Origin of the sequence: Streptomyces sp. NPDC005496 (genome assembly GCF_042872045.1) — a bacterium.
In the GTDB taxonomy this organism is placed as follows: Bacteria; Actinomycetota; Actinomycetes; order Streptomycetales; family Streptomycetaceae; genus Streptomyces.
The window spans coordinates 1-18137 of record NZ_JBIAJQ010000019.1 but is presented as its reverse complement, the minus strand read 5'-3'; the positions used below and the strand labels follow the sequence as shown (position 1 = coordinate 18137).

Annotated in this window: 13 protein-coding genes and 1 tRNA gene; 6 read left to right on the top strand and 8 right to left on the bottom strand. The window is 71.5% G+C overall.

Going from position 1 to position 18137, the window contains the following annotated elements; translation table 11 throughout:
- Nucleotides 1-344 precede the first annotated feature (344 nt).
- The gene (locus ACFYQQ_RS38360; RefSeq protein ID WP_355779604.1) at nucleotides 345-1739 is read right to left on the bottom strand and encodes a cystathionine beta-synthase; all 1395 of its coding nucleotides are present in this window, start codon (nucleotides 1737-1739) and stop codon (nucleotides 345-347) included.
- Between the two features lie 173 nt (nucleotides 1740-1912).
- On the opposite strand from ACFYQQ_RS38360, the gene ACFYQQ_RS38355 reads away from it, so the two are divergent.
- The 3 genes from ACFYQQ_RS38355 to ACFYQQ_RS38345 all read left to right on the top strand — a co-directional run bounded on the left by ACFYQQ_RS38355 (nucleotide 1913) and on the right by ACFYQQ_RS38345 (nucleotide 5916).
- Nucleotides 1913-2938, top strand: a complete 1026-nt coding sequence (locus tag ACFYQQ_RS38355; protein WP_355779601.1) for an SGNH/GDSL hydrolase family protein — start codon at nucleotides 1913-1915, stop codon at nucleotides 2936-2938.
- Between the two features lie 663 nt (nucleotides 2939-3601).
- The gene (locus ACFYQQ_RS38350; RefSeq protein ID WP_355779598.1) at nucleotides 3602-4822 is read left to right on the top strand and encodes an acetyl-CoA C-acetyltransferase; all 1221 of its coding nucleotides are present in this window, start codon (nucleotides 3602-3604) and stop codon (nucleotides 4820-4822) included.
- A 311-nt stretch (nucleotides 4823-5133) separates the two neighbouring features.
- Nucleotides 5134-5916, top strand: a complete 783-nt coding sequence (locus ACFYQQ_RS38345; protein ID WP_355779595.1) for a hypothetical protein — start codon at nucleotides 5134-5136, stop codon at nucleotides 5914-5916.
- Nucleotides 5917-5968: 52 nt separating this feature from the next.
- Here the strand turns inward: ACFYQQ_RS38345 and ACFYQQ_RS38340 are convergent, their stop codons facing one another.
- Nucleotides 5969-6280, bottom strand: a complete 312-nt coding sequence (locus ACFYQQ_RS38340; protein ID WP_355779592.1) for a hypothetical protein — start codon at nucleotides 6278-6280, stop codon at nucleotides 5969-5971.
- Between the two features lie 103 nt (nucleotides 6281-6383).
- On the opposite strand from ACFYQQ_RS38340, the gene ACFYQQ_RS38335 reads away from it, so the two are divergent.
- Nucleotides 6384-6614 (top strand): DUF4287 domain-containing protein, encoded by a 231-nt coding sequence (locus ACFYQQ_RS38335; protein WP_355779589.1) that lies wholly within the window; start codon nucleotides 6384-6386, stop codon nucleotides 6612-6614.
- Between the two features lie 108 nt (nucleotides 6615-6722).
- Here ACFYQQ_RS38335 and ACFYQQ_RS38330 read toward each other — a convergent pair whose 3' ends face one another.
- The 3 genes from ACFYQQ_RS38330 to ACFYQQ_RS38320 all read right to left on the bottom strand — a co-directional run bounded on the left by ACFYQQ_RS38330 (nucleotide 6723) and on the right by ACFYQQ_RS38320 (nucleotide 9224).
- The gene (locus ACFYQQ_RS38330; protein ID WP_355779586.1) at nucleotides 6723-7619 is read right to left on the bottom strand and encodes a Bax inhibitor-1/YccA family protein; all 897 of its coding nucleotides are present in this window, start codon (nucleotides 7617-7619) and stop codon (nucleotides 6723-6725) included.
- Between the two features lie 148 nt (nucleotides 7620-7767).
- Nucleotides 7768-8943 (bottom strand): 4-hydroxybenzoate 3-monooxygenase, encoded by a 1176-nt coding sequence (locus ACFYQQ_RS38325; protein WP_355779583.1) that lies wholly within the window; start codon nucleotides 8941-8943, stop codon nucleotides 7768-7770.
- A 198-nt stretch (nucleotides 8944-9141) separates the two neighbouring features.
- Nucleotides 9142-9224 (bottom strand) — tRNA-Leu (locus ACFYQQ_RS38320).
- Between the two features lie 392 nt (nucleotides 9225-9616).
- Here ACFYQQ_RS38320 and ACFYQQ_RS38315 point away from each other — a divergent pair.
- Together ACFYQQ_RS38315 and ACFYQQ_RS38310 are read left to right on the top strand one after the other, a co-directional pair.
- Entirely contained in the window at nucleotides 9617-10387 is a 771-nt protein-coding gene (locus tag ACFYQQ_RS38315) for an ABC transporter ATP-binding protein (RefSeq protein ID WP_355779580.1), read from the top strand.
- 114 nt (nucleotides 10388-10501) lie between these two features.
- On the top strand, nucleotides 10502-13030 hold the full coding sequence (locus ACFYQQ_RS38310) for an FtsX-like permease family protein (RefSeq protein ID WP_355779578.1): 2529 nt from the start codon (nucleotides 10502-10504) through the stop codon (nucleotides 13028-13030).
- Between the two features lie 258 nt (nucleotides 13031-13288).
- Here the strand turns inward: ACFYQQ_RS38310 and ACFYQQ_RS38305 are convergent, their stop codons facing one another.
- The 3 genes from ACFYQQ_RS38305 to ACFYQQ_RS38295 all read right to left on the bottom strand — a co-directional run bounded on the left by ACFYQQ_RS38305 (nucleotide 13289) and on the right by ACFYQQ_RS38295 (nucleotide 17650).
- Nucleotides 13289-14584, bottom strand: a complete 1296-nt coding sequence (locus ACFYQQ_RS38305; protein ID WP_355795146.1) for a class I SAM-dependent methyltransferase — start codon at nucleotides 14582-14584, stop codon at nucleotides 13289-13291.
- Nucleotides 14585-14832: 248 nt separating this feature from the next.
- Entirely contained in the window at nucleotides 14833-16239 is a 1407-nt protein-coding gene (locus tag ACFYQQ_RS38300) for an NAD(P)/FAD-dependent oxidoreductase (RefSeq protein WP_356164048.1), read from the bottom strand.
- Nucleotides 16240-16708: 469 nt separating this feature from the next.
- On the bottom strand, nucleotides 16709-17650 hold the full coding sequence (locus ACFYQQ_RS38295) for a Ppx/GppA phosphatase family protein (RefSeq protein WP_356239552.1): 942 nt from the start codon (nucleotides 17648-17650) through the stop codon (nucleotides 16709-16711).
- Nucleotides 17651-18137: the final 487 nt, after the last annotated feature.

Below are 18137 nucleotides of genomic sequence, written 5' to 3'. Positions count from 1 at the left end.
GCGGGACGACGGCGGTCCCCGCGAGGGACGCGGGCCGGGTCAGGGCCGGGCTTGCGCGTCCTTGACGTCTTGGAGGTCCGGGAGCCGCTCCGGAGGTCCTTGACGCCGTTCGGTTGCCGGCCCGGGCGGGGAGCCTCCCCAGAGCTGAACGCCTGGGAGGTACCGCCCTCGCCCTGCCGACATCCACCAATGTGCCGGACGCGTGTTAAGCGGGTGCTGCGCGGACGTGACGCGCTCGTACCACTTCCGCGAAGTTCCCCGCCGCCGTCACCGGAAGATCCCCTCCGATCGGGGCACTTCAGGCGATCTCCTGCGCTCCGCGCACGGGTCTACGCGCGGAACCTCTACTGCTTGGTGCCGCCCTTGGCGAGGAACGACAGCAGGTCCTGCCGGCTGACGACCCCGGTCGGCTTGCCCTCGACCAGCACGATCGCCGCGTCCGCCGCGCCGAGCACCGACATCAGGTCCCCGACCGGCTCGCCCGAGCCGACCTGCGGCAGCGGCGCCGACATGTGCTTCTCCAGCGGGTCCTCCAGCGAGGCCCGCTTGGTGAACAGGGCGTCCAGCAGCTCCCGCTCGACCACGGAGCCCACGACCTCGGCCGCCATGACGTCCGGGTGGCCGGCGCCGGGCTTGACGATCGGCATCTGCGAGACGCCGTACTCGCGCAGCACCTCGATGGCCTCGCCGACGGTCTCGTCGGGGTGCATGTGCACCAGCGAGGGGATGGTGCCGCCGGCCTTGTCGCTCAGCACGTCGGCGACGCGGGCGCTCGGCCCGGAGTCCTCCAGGAAGCCGTAGTCGGCCATCCACTCGTCGTTGAAGATCTTGCTCAGGTAGCCGCGGCCGCTGTCGGGCAGCAGCACCACCACGACGTCGTCCGGACCGAGCCGCTCCGCGACCCGCAGCGCGGCGACGACGGCCATCCCGCAGGAGCCGCCGACCAGCAGCCCCTCCTCCTTGGCCAGGCGCCGGGTCATCTGGAACGAGTCCTTGTCGGACACGGCGACGATCTCGTCGGCGACGGTCCGGTCGTACGCGCTCGGCCAGAAGTCCTCGCCGACGCCCTCGACGAGGTACGGCCGCCCGGACCCGCCGGAGTACACGGATCCCTCGGGGTCGGCGCCCACGACCTTGACCCGGCCGTCACTGGCGTCCTTCAGGTACCGGCCGGTGCCCGAGATGGTCCCGCCGGTGCCGACGCCGGTCACGAAGTGCGTGATCTTCCCCTCCGTCTGCTCCCACAGCTCGGGGCCGGTGGAGTGATAGTGCGAGAGGGGGTTGTGCGGGTTGGAGTACTGGTCCGGCTTCCAGGCGCCCGGCGTCTCACGGACCAGCCGGTCGGAGACGTTGTAGTACGAGTCCGGGTGCTCGGGGTCCACGGCGGTGGGGCAGACGACGACCTCGGCCCCGTAGGCCCGCAGCACGTTGATCTTGTCGGTGCTGACCTTGTCGGGGCAGACGAAGATGCACTTGTAGCCCTTCTGCTGCGCCACGATGGCGAGGCCGACACCGGTGTTCCCGCTGGTCGGCTCGACGATGGTGCCGCCGGGCTTGAGTGCGCCGCTCTCCTCCGCGGCCTCGATCATGCGCAGCGCGATGCGGTCCTTCACGGACCCGCCGGGGTTGAAGTACTCAACCTTCGCGAGGACCGTCGCCTGAATGCCCGCGGTCACGTTGTTGAGCCTCACCAGCGGGGTGTTGCCGACGAGACTGATCATCGAGTCGTGGAATTGCACCGTTGTCTCCGGAGCTGTGTATCTGAGGGATGGTCCCGTCAGCCTAAGGCCCCACGTGGGACGGAGGGCCGACAGTTGCCTCCAGAAGGTGCCACGACCGCCCCCCGAGATTGGCCGACCTGCTCTACGGGGCAAGCAGTGGGTGTACGGCTACGAGGAGGTGGCGGCTACGCATGTCGAGCTTGTCGAGGGCAAGGGTGGCCCGGCGCATCGCGGCGGGTGCTGCGTACGGCGGCGGCGGGATCGGTCTGGTGGGCGCGGCCGCGGTCGGCGTCCTGCTGGCCGAGGTGCAGCTGGCGAAGCGCCATGTGGGCAACGGGAGCGCGCACGCGCCCCGCGCGGACGGCCTGTACGGACACGCGTACGCCGGTTTCGACGATCCGCCGCTGCGGCTGACCATACTCGGCGACTCCACGGCCGCCGGCCAGGGCGTGCACCGCGCCCGGCAGACCCCGGGAGCCCTGCTGGCCGCCGGTCTCGCGGCGGTGGCCGAGCGTCCGGTCGAGCTCACCAACGTCGCGCTGCCCGGCGCCCAGTCCGACGACCTCGACCGCCAGGTGGCGCTCACCCTCGCCGACCCGGCCCGGGTGCCCGACGTCTGCGTGATCATGATCGGCGCGAACGACGTCACGCACCGGATGCCGCCGACCCGCTCGGTCCGTCACCTGTCCTCCGCGGTACGGCGGCTGCGCACCGCGGGCGCCGAGGTCGTCGTCGGCACCTGTCCCGACCTCGGCACCATCGAGCCGGTCCAGCAGCCGCTGCGCTGGCTGGCCCGGCGTGCCTCCCGCCAGCTGGCGGCGGCGCAGACGATCGGAACGGTCGAGCAGGGCGGGCGCACGGTGTCGCTGGGCGACCTGCTGGGCCCCGAGTTCGAGGAGAACCCGCGGGAGCTGTTCGGCCCCGACAACTACCACCCCTCGGCGGAGGGGTACGCGACGGCCGCGATGGCGGTCCTGCCCACGGTCTGCGCCGCGCTCGGCCTGTGGCCGGCCGACGAGGAGCGTCCGGACGTCTCGCGCCGCGAGGGCTTCCTGCCGGTGGCACGGGCCGCCGCGGAGGCCGCGTCCGAGCCGGGCACGGAGGTCACGGCCGCGATGCCGACGGGGCCGCGCGGCCCCTGGGCCCTCCTCAAACGCCGTCGCCGCCGGCGCCTCCCCACCACAGACCCAGCCACGACCCCGGCCCCGTACAACTGACGGCACCGTCCCCACTCCGTCAGAGAATCGCGCTACCGCGCTCGTCCTCAATCGCCGGACGGGCTGGAACTCCTCCCCCCGGACAGGAGCTCCGGCCCATCCGGCACACGGGAGGCAGATCTCAGCCCCTCCGGCGTCTGAGGAGCGGGGCCCGGGGAGGAGCCCCGTGGCGGGAGAGGGCGAGACCCGAGCCCGGCGGCCGGCCCTGCACCGACATTCCGGCCCGGCGGACAGGAGCTCCGGCCCCTCCGGCAGGAATCCAGCCCCTCCGGCGTCTGAGGAGCGGGGTCCGGGGCGGAGCCCCGTGGCGGGAGACGGGGAACCCGAACCCGGCGGCCGGCGAGGACATTCCAGCCCCGCGAACAGGAGCCCCAGCCCCTACGGCACACGGGAGGCAGATCTCAGCCCCTCCGGCGTCTGAGGAGCGGGGTCCGGGGCGGAGCCCCGTGGCGGTGCGGACAACGACCGAGCAAAGGACGGCCCCGGCGAACGACACCCCCCGAAGGCGCCCCCGCCAGAAAAAAGCAAGCGCTTGGAAAGTGCGGCCCGAGTCACACCCCCACACCCGTGACCGCGCGGGTACGTACGGGTAACTTCCCAACCAGTCCCGCAAGCCCGCTCGCCCAGGCGCTCCGCGCCGCCCCCCCTTCCCATGGAGCCGTGATGCCCGAAGCCGTGATCGTCTCAGCCGCCCGCTCCCCGATCGGCCGCGCCTTCAAGGGCTCCCTGAAGGACCTGCGCCCCGACGACCTGACCGCCACGATCATCCAGGCGGCCCTCGCCAAGGTCCCCGAGCTGGACCCGAGGGACATCGACGACCTGATGCTGGGCTGCGGCCTGCCCGGCGGCGAGCAGGGCCACAACCTCGGCCGCATCGTCGCCGTGCAGATGGGCATGGACCACCTGCCGGGCTGCACCATCACCCGCTACTGCTCCTCCTCGCTGCAGACCTCCCGCATGGCCCTGCACGCCATCAAGGCCGGCGAGGGCGACGTCTTCATCTCGGCCGGCGTCGAGATGGTCTCCCGCAGCGTCAAGGGCAACAGCGACAGCCTCCCCGACACCCACAACCCCCTCTTCGCCGACGCCGAGGCCCGTACCGCCGCGGTCGCGCAGAGCGAGGGCGCCTCCTGGCACGACCCGCGCGAGGACGGCCTGCTGCCGGACGCGTACATTGCGATGGGCCAGACCGCCGAGAACCTGGCCCGCATCAAGGGCGTCACCCGCCAGGACATGGACGAGTTCGGCGTCCGCTCGCAGAACCTGGCCGAGGAAGCCATCAAGAACGGCTTCTGGGAGCGGGAGATCACCCCGGTCACCACCCCGGACGGCACGGTCGTCAGCAAGGACGACGGCCCCCGCGCCGGCGTCACCCTGGACGGCGTCCAGGGCCTCAAGCCGGTGTTCCGCCCCGACGGTCTGGTCACCGCCGGCAACTGCTGCCCGCTGAACGACGGCGCCGCGGCCCTCGTCATCATGAGCGACACCAAGGCCCGCGAGCTGGGCCTGACCCCGCTCGCCCGCATCGTGTCCACCGGCGTCACCGGCCTCTCCCCCGAGATCATGGGCCTCGGCCCGGTCGAGGCGTCGAAGCAGGCCCTCAAGCGCGCGGGGCTGACCGTCGGCGACATCGACCTGTTCGAGATCAACGAGGCGTTCGCCGCCCAGGTGATCCCGTCCTACCGCGACCTGGAGATCCCGCTGGAGAAGCTGAACGTGAACGGCGGCGCCATCGCCGTCGGCCACCCCTTCGGCATGACGGGCGCCCGCATCACCGGCACGCTCATCAACAGCCTCCAGTTCCACGACAAGCAGTTCGGCCTGGAGACGATGTGCGTCGGCGGCGGCCAGGGCATGGCGATGGTCATCGAGCGCCTCAGCTGACCACCGCGCCGAAAAGCGGTCACCTACTTCCTTGTGCGTGACCGCAGTTGGACGCACCGTGACCGAACCGGCCCAGAGCCCCGGAAACTTCGGGACTCTGGGCCGATTTGTGATCCAATCTCCCCCAGGATGTGACCTATCTCCCTCCGGAGGGGCCTTTTCCCAGGTCAGAGCCGTTTCACGAGTAAACACCGGGCCCAAAGTCCTGCCCCTTTCGTGACGTTACGCACTGACAGCTGGTTAGTCCGCCCTTCAAGCTGATGTAGGAAGTCGGGGGTCGACTTTGAACCGGGAGTACGTCAGTGAGCACCATGCCTCTAGCTCTGCTGCTCACCACGGCCGCAACAGCCGCCGTGGGCGTCGCCGTCCTGCGTGCCGTGCACGGGCTGCGTCGACAGGTGCGGGCCCTGCACACCGAGCTCGCCGAGAGCCGCGCCGAGGCCCTGCGCGGCCGCGTGCCCGTGGCCCGCTCCGGCGCCGACACCGAGGAGATACGCACCGCGGTCGCCGAGGCACTCGCCGAGGAGCGGGAGCGGGAGCTGGCCGAGGCGCGGGCGTTCTGGGCCGCCCAGGAGTCGCGTGACGCCTCCGACGGGCCCACGCTGCTGGGTCTGCCGGACAGCGAGCTGTTCCTGCCGCGCCAGTCGGACTTCGCCGGCCTGGAACACCTGGAGCCGGTGACCGAGCCCGGCCTGGAGGTCGACGAATTTGCCGGGGAGTCCCCGGAGCTGGCCGCGGCCCGCCGCCGCCACCCCTCGCATCCGGACTTCGTGCCGGTCCAGTCACCCGTGGTGAACGACCACGAGCGCACGGTGGCCTGCCTGGAGGAGCTCGCGGAGTCCCGTACCGAGCTGGCCGACGTCCGCCCGGGCCCGCTGGGCACCCTCGACGTCTACGTCTTCGCGGACGGTACGACCCTGTGCATGACCCCGGGCCACCGGGAGACCGCTGAGCGGCTGGCCGCGGCCCTGCGCGCGGGCCGTACCCCGGTCCTGCTGGGCGGCTCGGGCGTCTCGGGTGCCTACACCCTCACGTTCGCGTGCGGCGAGGAGAACGTCTACATCCTCGCGGACCGCGTCATCGCGTCCCTGTAGCCCGCCTCCGCGGCGGGCACCGCCCGACCCACGCGTCGGAGCCGATCGCCGGTCAGACTCCGGCGCGTTTCTGTGCCTCCTGGACGAGCGTCAGCGCCTCCGCCAGATCCGCCTCGTCCTTCAGTGCGAGTGCCAGGTCGTGTCCGGCCACGGTGATCTGGTCGGCGGCGGCGAACATGCCCACGTCGGGCATCTCCCGCGGTGTGGTCGAGGGGTCCTCCAGACGCTGGGCCCGCCGGGACAACTCCCTGGCCACCCCCAGTGCCTCGGCCGCCGCACCCCGTTGCAGGCGGCTCTGCGGGGCGGCCCGCAACCGGTCGGCGAAGTGGTCCACGGCTCGGGTCAGCGGCGTCGTATCAAGCACGCCGCGAGACTACGCGCCGCGGCGGGACTGTTGCCAACGCCCGAACGCTCAGGCACGGTGTCGTGAAGGACCGGCTTACATCCCATTGCGTCCGGAGGCGCCGATGTCCCAAGTCTTCTCCGAGGAGACCCATCGCAACCTGCTCGCCCGAATCCCGCACTGCACCGGTCGTGAAGTCTCCGACTGGCTTCGCACCGTCGACGAAGGCCCCGCCCTCTTCCGCTTCGAGGAGAAGGTCAGCTGGCTCCGCGCGGAACACGATCTCGCGTACGGCCACGCCAAGGCGATCATCCACGAGTACGACCTGAGGAGGGCCGCGCGCAAACTCCTCTGAGCGCGCACCACCGGCAACGGCACCGCAGACGACGAAGGGCCCGCGAACCGTGGTTCGCGGGCCCTTCGGTCCCGCCGGCGGACCGGCGGGACCCTGGAAGCCGTACCGCTAGTCGCTGCTGCTGAAGATGGCGACCAGCCGCAGCATCTCGAGGTAGATCCACACGAGGGTCAGGGTCAGGCCGAACGCGGCCAGCCACGCCTCCTCGCGGGGAGCGCCGTACGCGATGCCGTCCTCGATCTGCTTGAAGTCGAGGGTCAGGAAGAACGCGCCCAGGATGATCGCGATGATGCCGACGATCGCGCCGAGCGGGCCCATGCTGCGCAGTCCGCCGTCCTCGGCGACGCCGAAGGCGACCAGCAGCAGGTTGACCGCGAGGACGAGCACGAAGGCGATGGCGATGGCCATGCCGATGCGCGCGTACCGCGCCGTGACCCGGATCCAGCCCGCCCGGTAGATGAGCAGGGTGGCGCCGGAGACGGCCATGGTGCCGAGCACCGCCTGGAAGGGCGCGCCCGACCACCGGCTGTTGAACATCTCGCTGATGACCCCGAGGAAGACACCCTCGAAGGCCGCGTAGCCGATGATCAGCGCGGGCGAGGCCTTGCGCTTGAAGGACTGGACAATCGCCAGGACGAAGGCGACGATCGCGGCGCCGACCGCCAGGCCGTAGCTGGTGCTGGAGACCGGCAGCAGCGTCCAGGCCAGGATGGCGCCGACGGCTGCCGTGCCGAGCGTCATGGCCGAGCGCATGACGACGTCGTCCATCGTCATCCGGCCGGTGGTGACCGGTGCCTGCGGGGCGCCGTGCTGAAGGTCCTGCTGCGCGTAGGGGTTCTGCGCGTAGGGGTTGCCGCCCTGCTGGGCGTACGGGTTGCCCTGCGCGTACGGGTTGCCCTGCGTGCCGACAGGTGCTCCCCCGGCCTGCGGCGCGGTGTTGAAGCCCGCGTAGCCGTTGTCGCGGCTGAACCCCCGTCGCGAGAAGACCGGGTTGCTGCTCCTCATTTCACTCCTCCATGGCCACCGAGTGGGCCTTGGCTCAAGAGTAATAGGTAGGCAAAGGAAAGAACCTACTGCTTGGGGAGGATCTTTCCCTCGTCGTGGTGCGCAACACGCTACGCGGCCGGGGGATTCCCGGCACGTGAGGGGCCTCTCAGCCGAGGGGGAAGCCGGTGTACGCCTCGGCCAGGTCCGTCTCGGCGGCCGGGGACCCGGCGATCCGCCGCAGCCGGGCGAGCTGGACGCGGTCGTCGAAGGGGGTGGCGTCGGGGGCGCGGTGCAGCAGGGTCGTCATGTCGTACGAGAACCGCTCGGCCTGCCAGACGCGGCGCAGGCAGGTCTCGGAGTACGCGTCGAGCAGGTCCGCCGATCCGGTGTCCCGCTCGTGGACCAGGGCGCGGGCGAAGGTGACAACGTCGCCGACCGCGAGGTTCAGCCCCTTCGCGCCGGTGGGCGGCACGATGTGCGCCGCGTCGCCGGCCAGGAAGAGCCGCCCGTACCGCATGGGCTCGTGGACGAAGCTGCGCATCGGGGTCACCGACTTCGCCGTGACCGGGCCCCGGTCGAGCCGCCAGTCGTCACCGGTCTCCAGACGCCGCTCCAGCTCGTCCCAGACGTCCTCGTCGGACCAGGCCCCGGCGTCGGTGCCCTCCGGTACCTGGAGGTAGAGGCGCGAGACGGCCGGCGAGCGCATGCTGAGCAGGGCGAAGCCCCGGTCGTGGCGGGCGTAGACGAGCTCGTCGTGCGAGGGGGGCACGTCGGCGAGGATGCCGAGCCAGGCGTAGGGGTAGGTCCGCTCGAAGACGCGGGAGAGCGCGGCGGGGACCGCCTTGCGGGCGACGCCCCAGAAGCCGTCGCAGCCCACGACGTAGTCGCAGTGCAGGACGTCCTCGCGTCCCCCGTGGCGGAAGCGCACGCGCGGGTGCCCGCCGTCCGCGTCCTCGACGGCCAGCGCCTCGGCGCCGAAGAGCAGCGGTCCGCCCTCCTTGAGCTGGAGCGCGATGAGGTCCTTGCAGACCTCGGTCTGCGCGTACACCGTCACGGCGCTGCCGCCGGTGAGGGCGGGGAGGTCGACGCGGCGCCGGGTGCGGTCGAAGCGCAGCTCGATGCCGTCGTGCCGCAGTCCCTCGCGGTCCATGCGCTCCCCGGCGCCGGCCGCGCGCAGCACGTCGGCCGTGCCCTGCTCCAGGATCCCGGCGCGCTGGCGCTGTTCGACGTAGGCCCGGTCGCGGCTCTCCAGGACGACCGACTCGACGCCCGCCTCGTGCAGCAGTCGCGCCAGCAGCAGTCCGGCCGGTCCGGCCCCGATGATTCCGACGGTGGTCCGCATCGGCACGCCCCTTTGCGCTCGCTCTGTTCGCGTAGTGAAGATTATTTCACCAGCTGCTCAGGCGAGTCTCCGGCGTGCCGGGTCGGCTGTCAACGAGCGGCGTGGGAAGTGCCCCGGGAGAGGCCGTGCGGTCTACGGCGTCTCGGAACACGCTCTTGGCCCCATAGCGGGTGATTTCGTCCGCGTGTAAGTCGGAGGTGCCCGGAACCGGACTTGAACCGGTACGCCCGCGAGGGGCAGCGAGGTTTAAGCTCGCCGTGTCTGCATTCCACCATCCGGGCAGGCCATGGGCTCCGCATCGAGGTTCCGAGCCTATCGGGACGCGTCCCCCTAACTACGGGAGGGCGGCTCGATGTTGTCTTATTTTATTGGCGTCTGAGGGTGCATCAGCACTGGGTACGGGCCATCCGCACTTGCCAATAGCCTTTCGGGCGGCGCAGGGCCGCGTATACGGAATGACGGAATTTCACCGCCCGGGTGACGGTGTCCGCACGGTGCGCGCCTGATGACCCCTCAGGGAAGAGCGTCATACCCAGGTATGACACAGCCGCCCATGGTCCGACCGGAGTCGCGCTCGAACACCGGGACAGCGGCTGACTACACGGCGCCGGGCCGCCGTGAGGATGGACGACGTCTCCCCGAAACACCGTCGTCCCGTCAGGAGCACCCTCCCGTGACCACCACCCCCCTCGCCGCCCCGGCCACTGCGGTGGCCGCCCGCGCCACGGAACTGTCCAAGGTCTACGGACAGGGCGAGACCCAGGTGGTCGCGCTCGACCGGGTCACCGTCGACTTCCGGCAGGCCGAGTTCACGGCGATCGTGGGCCCCTCCGGGTCCGGCAAGTCCACGCTCATGCACTGCGTGGCCGGCCTGGACACCTTCAGCTCCGGCTCCGTGCGCATCGGCGAGACCGAGCTCGGCTCGCTCAAGGACAAGCAGCTCACCCGGCTGCGCCGCGACAAGATCGGCTTCATCTTCCAGGCGTTCAACCTGCTACCGACCCTGACCGCCCTGGAGAACATCACGCTCCCCATGGACATCGCGGGCCGCAAGCCGGACAAGCAGTGGCTGGACACCGTGATCGGGATGGTGGGTCTCGCCGACCGCCTCGGCCACCGGCCCTCCGAGCTCTCCGGCGGCCAGCAGCAGCGCGTCGCCGTCGCCCGCGCCCTGGCCTCCCAGCCGGACATCATCTTCGGCGACGAGCCGACCGGAAACCTCGACTCCCGGGCGGGCGCCGAGGTCCTGGGCTTCCTGCGCAACTCCGTACGCGAGCTGGGCCAGACCGTCGTCATGGTCACCCACGACCCAGTGGCCGCCGCGTACGCGGACCGGGTGGTCTTCCTCGCGGACGGGCGGATCGTGGACGAGGTGCACGGGCCGACCGCCGACGCCGTCCTGGACCGGATGAAGCAGTTCGACGCCAAGGGCCGCACGAGCTGACCCGCCCGGCGCGGGTCCACCGCCGCCGCCACCGGTCGTCGCCCGCCGCCGCGACGCCCGGATCCGCCCGCGCGGCCGACCAGAGCTTCTCCTCACCCTGGACTGAGAAAACCCATGTTCCGTACCGCCCTGCGCAACGTGTTCGCGCACAAGGCCAGACTGCTGATGACCGTGCTCGCCGTCATGCTCGGCGTCGCGTTCGTCTCCGGCACCCTGGTCTTCACCAACACCATCTCGGACGCCTACCAGAACAGCTCGGCCAAGGGCTTCGGCCACGTCGACGTCGCCGTCCGGCCGGAGGGACGGCAGAGCGAGGGCGACCGCATCGGCAAGGAGCCGAAGCTCACCCAGGCGCTGCTGGAGAAGACGGCCCGGGTGCCCGGCGCCGAGACCGCCGTCGGCGTCGTGAACGGCTTCACCGCGCTCGCCGGCAAGGACGGCGAACTGGTCGGCGACGGCTTCCAGTCGCAGGGCGGCAACTACTGGGGCAGGAAGGACCCGCGGTACCCGCTGGCGAGCGGCCGAGCTCCGCACGGCGAGGACGAGGTCGCCATCGACGCCGAGACCGCGCGCCGCACCGGGTACCGCGTCGGCGACACCGTGCGGCTCTCCGTGGACGGGCCGGTCCTGAAGCCCACCGTCACCGGCGTCTTCACCACCGACGACGGCAACGTCGCGGCGGGTGGCAGCCTCGCCCTGTTCGACACCGCCACCGCGCAGCGGCTCTTCGGCGAACCCGGCACCTTCGACGAGATCGACGTGACGGCCGCACCCGGCACCAGCCAGACCGCGCTGCGCAGCGCGCTCGACGAGGTCGTGCCGAAGGACGTCGCCTCCACCACCACCGGCAAGCGGCTCGCCGACGACCAGGCCACCCGGATCTCCTCCCAGATGAGCGGGATGAAGACGGGCCTGCTGGTGTTCGCCGGCATCGCCCTGTTCGTCGGCACGTTCATCATCGCCAACACCTTCACCATGCTGGTCGCCCAGCGCACCAAGGAACTGGCCCTGCTGCGGGCGGTCGGCGCCTCCCGCCGGCAGATCACCCGCTCGGTGCTGCTGGAGGCGTTCCTGGTCGGCGCCGTCGCGGCCGTCACCGGGCTCGCCGCGGGCGTCGGCATCGGAGCCGGGATGCGCTCCCTGATGGGCACGCTCGGCGCCACCGTCCCCGACGGCCCGCTGGTCGTCACGCCGGGCACGGTCCTCACGGCGCTCGCAGTCGGCATCCTGATCACCATGCTCGCCGCGTGGCTGCCGGGCCGCCGGGCGGCGAGGATCCCGCCGGTCGCCGCGATGAGCAGCGTGCACGCCAAGGCGACCACCAAGTCCCTCGTCCTGCGCAACACCCTCGGCGCCCTCTTCTCGGCGGCGGGCGTCGCGGTGGTCCTGTACGCCACGACCATGGACGGCTCCGACGGCCAGGCCCCGATGGGTCTCGGCGCGGTCCTGCTGATCATCGGCGTCTTCGTCCTGACACCGCTGCTGTCCCGACCGCTGATCGCCGCGGCGGCGCCCGTGCTGCGCGTGTTCGGGGTGTCCGGCAAGCTGGCCCGGCAGAACTCCCTGCGCAACCCGCGCCGCACCGCCGGCACCGCGTCGGCGCTGATGATCGGCCTGACCCTGATCACCGGCATGACGGTGATGGCGGGCAGTCTGCAGAAGTCGATCGACAGGATGGCGGGCTCCGCGATCCGGGCGGACTACGTGGTGTCGATGGCGAACGGCAACAGCCTCTCGCCGGACGTGGAGAAGAAGCTCGCCGCGACCGACGGCGTCACCGCCACCAGCCCGCTGCGCAACGCGCTCTCGCGCGTCGACGGCAGGACCGAGAACCTGACCGGAGTCGACGGCCGGTCCATCGCGGACCTCACCGACCTCCCCGTCGAGGACGGCACCTTCGAGGTCGGCGGCACCCGGGTCGTCGTCGACGACAGCACCGCCGAGTCCCATCACTGGACGGCCGGCTCGCACTTCACGGTCTCCTACGAGGGCGGGGCGCGCCAACGCCTCACCGTCGCCGGGGTCTACACGGGCAACGACCTCTTCCAGGGCGTGATGGTGGACACCGCCACGCTCGCGGCGCACCAGGACGACCCGACGGACATGCAGGTCATGCTGAAGACGTCCGGCGGGGCCTCGGGCGCGGCGAAGGACCGGCTGGAGGCGGCGCTCGGGGACAACCCGGCCGTCCTGGTGCAGGACAAGAAGGACATCTCCGAGGACATCGCGCAGATGTTCACGCTGATGCTGAACATGCTCTACGGGCTGCTCGCCATGGCGGTGATCGTCGCGGTCCTCGGGGTCGTCAACACCCTGGCCATGTCGGTCTTCGAGCGCTCGCAGGAGATCGGGATGCTGCGCGCGATCGGCCTCGACCGCAAGGGCGTCAAGCGGATGGTGCGGCTGGAGTCGCTGGTCATCTCGCTGTTCGGCGGTGTGCTGGGCATCGGTCTGGGCGTCTTCTTCGGCTGGGCGGCCGGTGAACTGCTGGGCACCAGGATGGCGACGTACGAACTGGTGCTGCCCTGGGTCCGGATGGGCGTGTTCCTGCTGCTGGCCGCCGTGGTCGGCGTCCTGGCCGCGCTGTGGCCGGCGCGCCGGGCGGCCCGGCTGAACATGCTGACGGCCATCAAGTCCGAGTAGCCGTAGGGCGGTGGGGGCCCCCCCCGGGCCCCGCCGGGGGCCCCCCCCCCGCGCCCCCCCCCCCGCCGGCCCGGGGGGGCCCGGGGGGGCCCCCCCCGCCGGGCGGCGGGGGCGGGGGGGGGGGGGGGGGCCCGCGCGGGGCGGGGCGCGGGGGGCCGCCCGTTTCAAGTTGCGCCCCCCCCCCCCCGGGGGCGCCCCGGGGGGGGGGGGCCCCCCCCCCCCCCCGGGGGGGCCCCCCACCGCCGTACGCCGCCTCCGCTACGGCCGGGTCTTCCAGGTGCGGGCCCGCAGCGGCATGCCGGAGGTGCCGGGCTCGGGGGTGCGGACCGCCAGGACCTGGTTGACGCCGATGCGGTTGCGCTCGAAGGCGAGGGCGCTGGCCGCCATGTAGAGCCGCCAGACGCGGGCCCGCCCCGGGCTGGTGAGCCGCACCGCCCGCACCCACTGCGCCTCCAGGTTGGCGACCCACCGGCGCAGGGTGAGGGCGTAGTGCTCGCGCAGGGACTCGACGTCGCGGACCTCGAACCCGGCCCGCTCCAGCTGCGTCACGGTGGTGCCGACGGGGGCGAGCTCGCCGTCCGGGAAGACGTAGGCGTCGATGAACCGGTCGACGCTGTACGCCGACTCGTCCGTCTGCGGGCGGCGGGCGATCTGGTGGTTCAGCAGCCGTCCGCCCGGCTTGAGCAGGGCGTGCAGCACCCGGGCGTACTCCAGGTAGCGCTCGCTCCCGACGTGCTCGGCCATGCCGATGGAGGAGACGGCGTCGTACGGGCCGTCGGTGACGTCCCGGTAGTCCTGCACCCGGATCTCGACCCGGTCGGTCAGCCCTTCCTCCGCGACGCGCTTGCGGGCGTAAGCGGCCTGCTCCTGCGACAGCGTGACGCCGACGACGCTCACCCCGTACTCCCGGGCGGCGTGGACGGCCATCGAGCCCCAGCCGCAGCCGACGTCCAGGAGCCGCATGCCCGGCCGCAGGTCCAGCTTGCGGCAGACCAGGTCGAGCTTGTCGCGCTGGGCGCCCTCCAGGGTGCCGTCGTCCTCCCAGTAGGCGCAGGAGTACACCATGGACGGGCCGAGGACGATCTCGTAGAAGTCGTTGCCCACGTCGTAGTGGTGGCTGATGGCGCGCTTGTCGGTGCGTCTGGTGTGCAGGTGGCGGCGCCCGCGGACCTCCTCGGGAGGCGGCGCGGGCGGTCCGGCGGGGCCGCCCATCCGCAGCAGGCCCCGGACGGCCGCGCGCGCGTCGGGGTCGCGCAGCGCCTCGCCGAGTCCCCTGGCCCCCTCACCGCGCTCCCACACGAGTCCGGCCATCACCTCCAGGACCGCGTAGAGGTCTCCCTCCACCGTGAGGTCCCCGGCGACCCAGGCCCGCGCGAGCCCGAGCTCCCCCGGTTTCCAGATCAGCCGGCGCAGCGCGCGGCGGTTCCTGATCACGAGGACGGGCCCGCCGGGCGGCCCCGCCTCCGAACCGTCCCAGGCGCGGATGCGAACCGGGAGCGGGGCTCCCAGCAACTGCTCGAAAAGGCTGTTCAGCCGCAGCGCGGCGTCGGGCATGGCCACACCTCCGTGACAACGGATCCCGGAACGTCCAACACCACGTAAACACCAACCGTCCCCGCTCGCAGTCCCTCACCCGCGTCACGGATCGGCAAAACAGATGTACGCACCATGCTTTGGGGCCGGGGCCGCGCGAACGGCGGGCGCTCGAGGGGCCTTTCGCCCCACCGCGCCCGGGAACGCCGAAGGGGCCTCCCGCACCACGGATGGCGGGAGGCCCCTTCGGGACGTTCAGCGACCGGAGGTCAGGAGGCCTTGGCCTTCTCCTCGGTCTTCGCCGGCGGAAGCTGGGCCTCCGCGGCCTGCGCGACGGCGGGTGCCGGCTTGGCGGCCTCGTAGAACTCCTCGCGCGGAGTCTCGATGGCGCCGAGCGAGACGACCTCGCGCTTGAGGAACATCGCAAGCGTCCAGTCCGCGAAGACGCGGATCTTGCGGTTCCAGGTCGGCATCGCCAGACCGTGGTAGCCGCGGTGCATGTACCACGCGAGACGGCCCTTGAGCTTGATCTTCATCTTGCCCATGACGATCATCGCGACGCCCTTGTGGAGGCCGAGACCCGCGACCGCGCCCTTGTTGGAGTGCGCGTACGTCTTCTGCGGGAAGCCCCGCATACCGGAGATCACGTTGTCGCCGAGGACCTTCGCCTGACGCAGCGCGTGCTGGGCGTTCGGCGGGCACCAGGCGTTCTCCACGCCGGCCTTGCGGGCCGCGACGTCCGGCACCTGGGCGTTGTCGCCCGCGGCCCAGATGTAGTCCGTGCCCTGCACCTGGAGGGTGGGCTGGGTGTCCACGTGGCCGCGCGGGCCGAGCGGCAGACCGAAGCGGGAGAGGACCGGGTTCGGCTTGACGCCGGCCGTCCACACGATGGTGCTGGAGTCGACCTCCAGGCCGTTCTTCAGGACCACGTGACCGTCGACGCAGGAGTCCATCGAGGTCGAGAGGTAGACCTCGACCCCGCGGCTCTCCAGGTGCTCCTTGCCGTACGCGCCGAGCTTGGGGCCGACCTCGGGGAGGATCTTGTCCGCGGCGTCGACGAGGATGAAGCGCATGTCCTCGCGGGACACGTTGTTGTAGTACTTGGCCGCGTCACGGGCCATGTCCTCGACCTCGCCGATGGTCTCGGCGCCCGCGAAGCCACCGCCCACGAAGACGAAGGTCAACGCCTTGCGGCGGACGTCCTCGTCGGTCGTGGAGTCGGCCTTGTCGAGCTGCTCGAGGACGTGGTTGCGCAGGCCGATGGCCTCCTCGATGCCCTTCATGCCGATGCCCTGCTCGGCGAGGCCGGGGATCGGGAAGGTGCGGGAGACCGCGCCCATCGCGATGACGAGGTAGTCGAAGGGCAGCTCGTACGCCTCGCCGACGAGGGGCGCGACCGTGGCGACCTTGCGGTCCTGGTCGATGGTGGTGACCCGGCCGGTGAGGACTTCCGCCTTCGGCAGGACGCGTCGCAGCGGGACGACGACGTGCCGAGGGGAGATGCTGCCGGCGGCGGCTTCGGGGAGGAAGGGCTGGTAGGTCATGTACGACCGGGGGTCGACGACCGTGACGGTCGCCTCTCCGTAGCGCATCTTCTTGAGAATGCGCCGAGCTGCGTACAGGCCTACGTACCCACCGCCTACTACGAGGATCCTGGGACGCTCCGTGGTGCTCATGCCATCGAGTATCCACCCGCTTCTGGGGGGTCGCTCGTGCGCCCCTTCACAAGCATGGGTGAGGCCTCTGCTACACTGCGCGGCTCACGTGACCCAGGTCATGCCGGATCGAGGGAACCACTGTCCACCGTTGACCGTTGTCAACACCGCGTGAGCTGCCACTCCGGGCCTTCGGACCCTCTGGACCAGCCCCTCGCCTCACATGCCGGCAACACCCCTGAAACGCTCCCGTGAGCACCCCTACCGGGCTGGTGAGCCCCCCGGAAGGGCCCATCGGGCCGAATCCGCGCCCATCGGGACCGATTCTCTTGTGAAGAACTTCACGAACTTTCCCGACGGCACGTCACGGCGGGGGTTCCCGGAGCCCTCTCGGCACGCTCATACGTTATCCGACCTGCTCAAGAGAGGCTACCGGCGAGTAGTAAAGACTCCCTCACCGGCGACCCCACCGCACTGCGAGGACACCGCCTCAGGCGACGGACCAGGCGATGCCGTCGAGGATGTCGTGCTCGCTCACCACGACCTCGTCCGCGCCCACGCGCTCCATGATCGCGAGCAGCACCAGCGCGCCCGCCCCGATGACGTCGACCCGTCCCGGGTGCATCGAGGGGATCGCCGCGCGCTCGGCGTGCGTCGAGGACAGCAGCCGCTCCGTGATCTCCCGGACGCGGTCGCGGGAGATCCGGGAGTGGTGGATCGCCGCCGAGTCGTACTCGGGGAGGTCCTGCGCGATCGCCGAGACGGTGGTGACCGAACCGGCCAGGCCCACCAGGGTGCGCGCCTCGTCCAGCGGGACCGTCCGCGCGGCCAGGTCGAGCGCGGCCTCGATGTCCGCCCGGATCGCGTCGATCTGAGCGGGCGTCGGCGGATCGGTGACGGTGCCGTCGTGCACGAGGTGCCGCTCGGTCATCCGTACGCAGCCGATGTCCACGGAACGGGCGGCGCGTACGTGGTCCTCGCCGACGACCAGCTCCGTGGACCCGCCGCCGATGTCCACCACCAGGTACGGCTTCGCCAGGTCGTCGCGCCCGGTCAGCTCCTTCGTCGCCCCGGTGAAGGAGAACTCGGCCTCCTGGTCACCGGTGATGACCTCCGGCTCGACCCCGAGGATGTCCAGGACCCCCCGGACGAACTCGTCGCGGTTCTCGGCGTCGCGCGAGGCGGACGTCGCCACGAAGCGCAGGTGTTCCGCGCCGTGCTCCTTGATGACGGCCGCGTACTCGCGGCAGGCCGCGAAGGTCCGCTCCAGCGCCTCGGGGGCGAGGCGCCCCGTCCGGTCGACACCCTGGCCGAGCCGGACGATGGTCATCCGCCGGTCCAAGTCGACGAGTTCACCCGTCGCCGGGTCCGCGTCCGCGACGAGCAGACGGATCGAGTTGGTACCGCAGTCGATGGCGGCGACCCTGGTCATGCGTTCGGTCTCCTGTCGTCATGGGTTCCCCCGGGGCCCGGATCTCACCACGAGGAGAGAGGGCTTTGATCTCACCGCGGGGGAGAGAGCGCCTTGCTCTCGCCGTGCGGGAGAGAGCGCTTTGATCTCGCCGTGCGGGAGAGATTTCAGCCCGTCCGGCGTTTGAGGACGAGGCCGTCCAGGCCGAACCCGCTTCCCCCGGGTGACCGGCTTCTCGCCGCGAGGGAGAGATTCTCAGCCCGTCCGGCGTGTGGGGACAAGTCCGTCCGGTCAGAAGCGGGTTCCCCCGGGCGGCCCGGATCTCGCCGCGAGGGAGAGATTCTCAGCCCGTCCGGTGTTTGAGGACGAGGCCGTCCAGGCCGATGCGGGGGTCCGGGGGCGGCAGCCCCCGGCAACGGCGCCCACAGGGACGGTCACCCCTCGGGAGAGTCGGCCCCGGCGACGGGGACCACGCACGTTCCCTTGCGCCACCACTCCGGCAGCATGG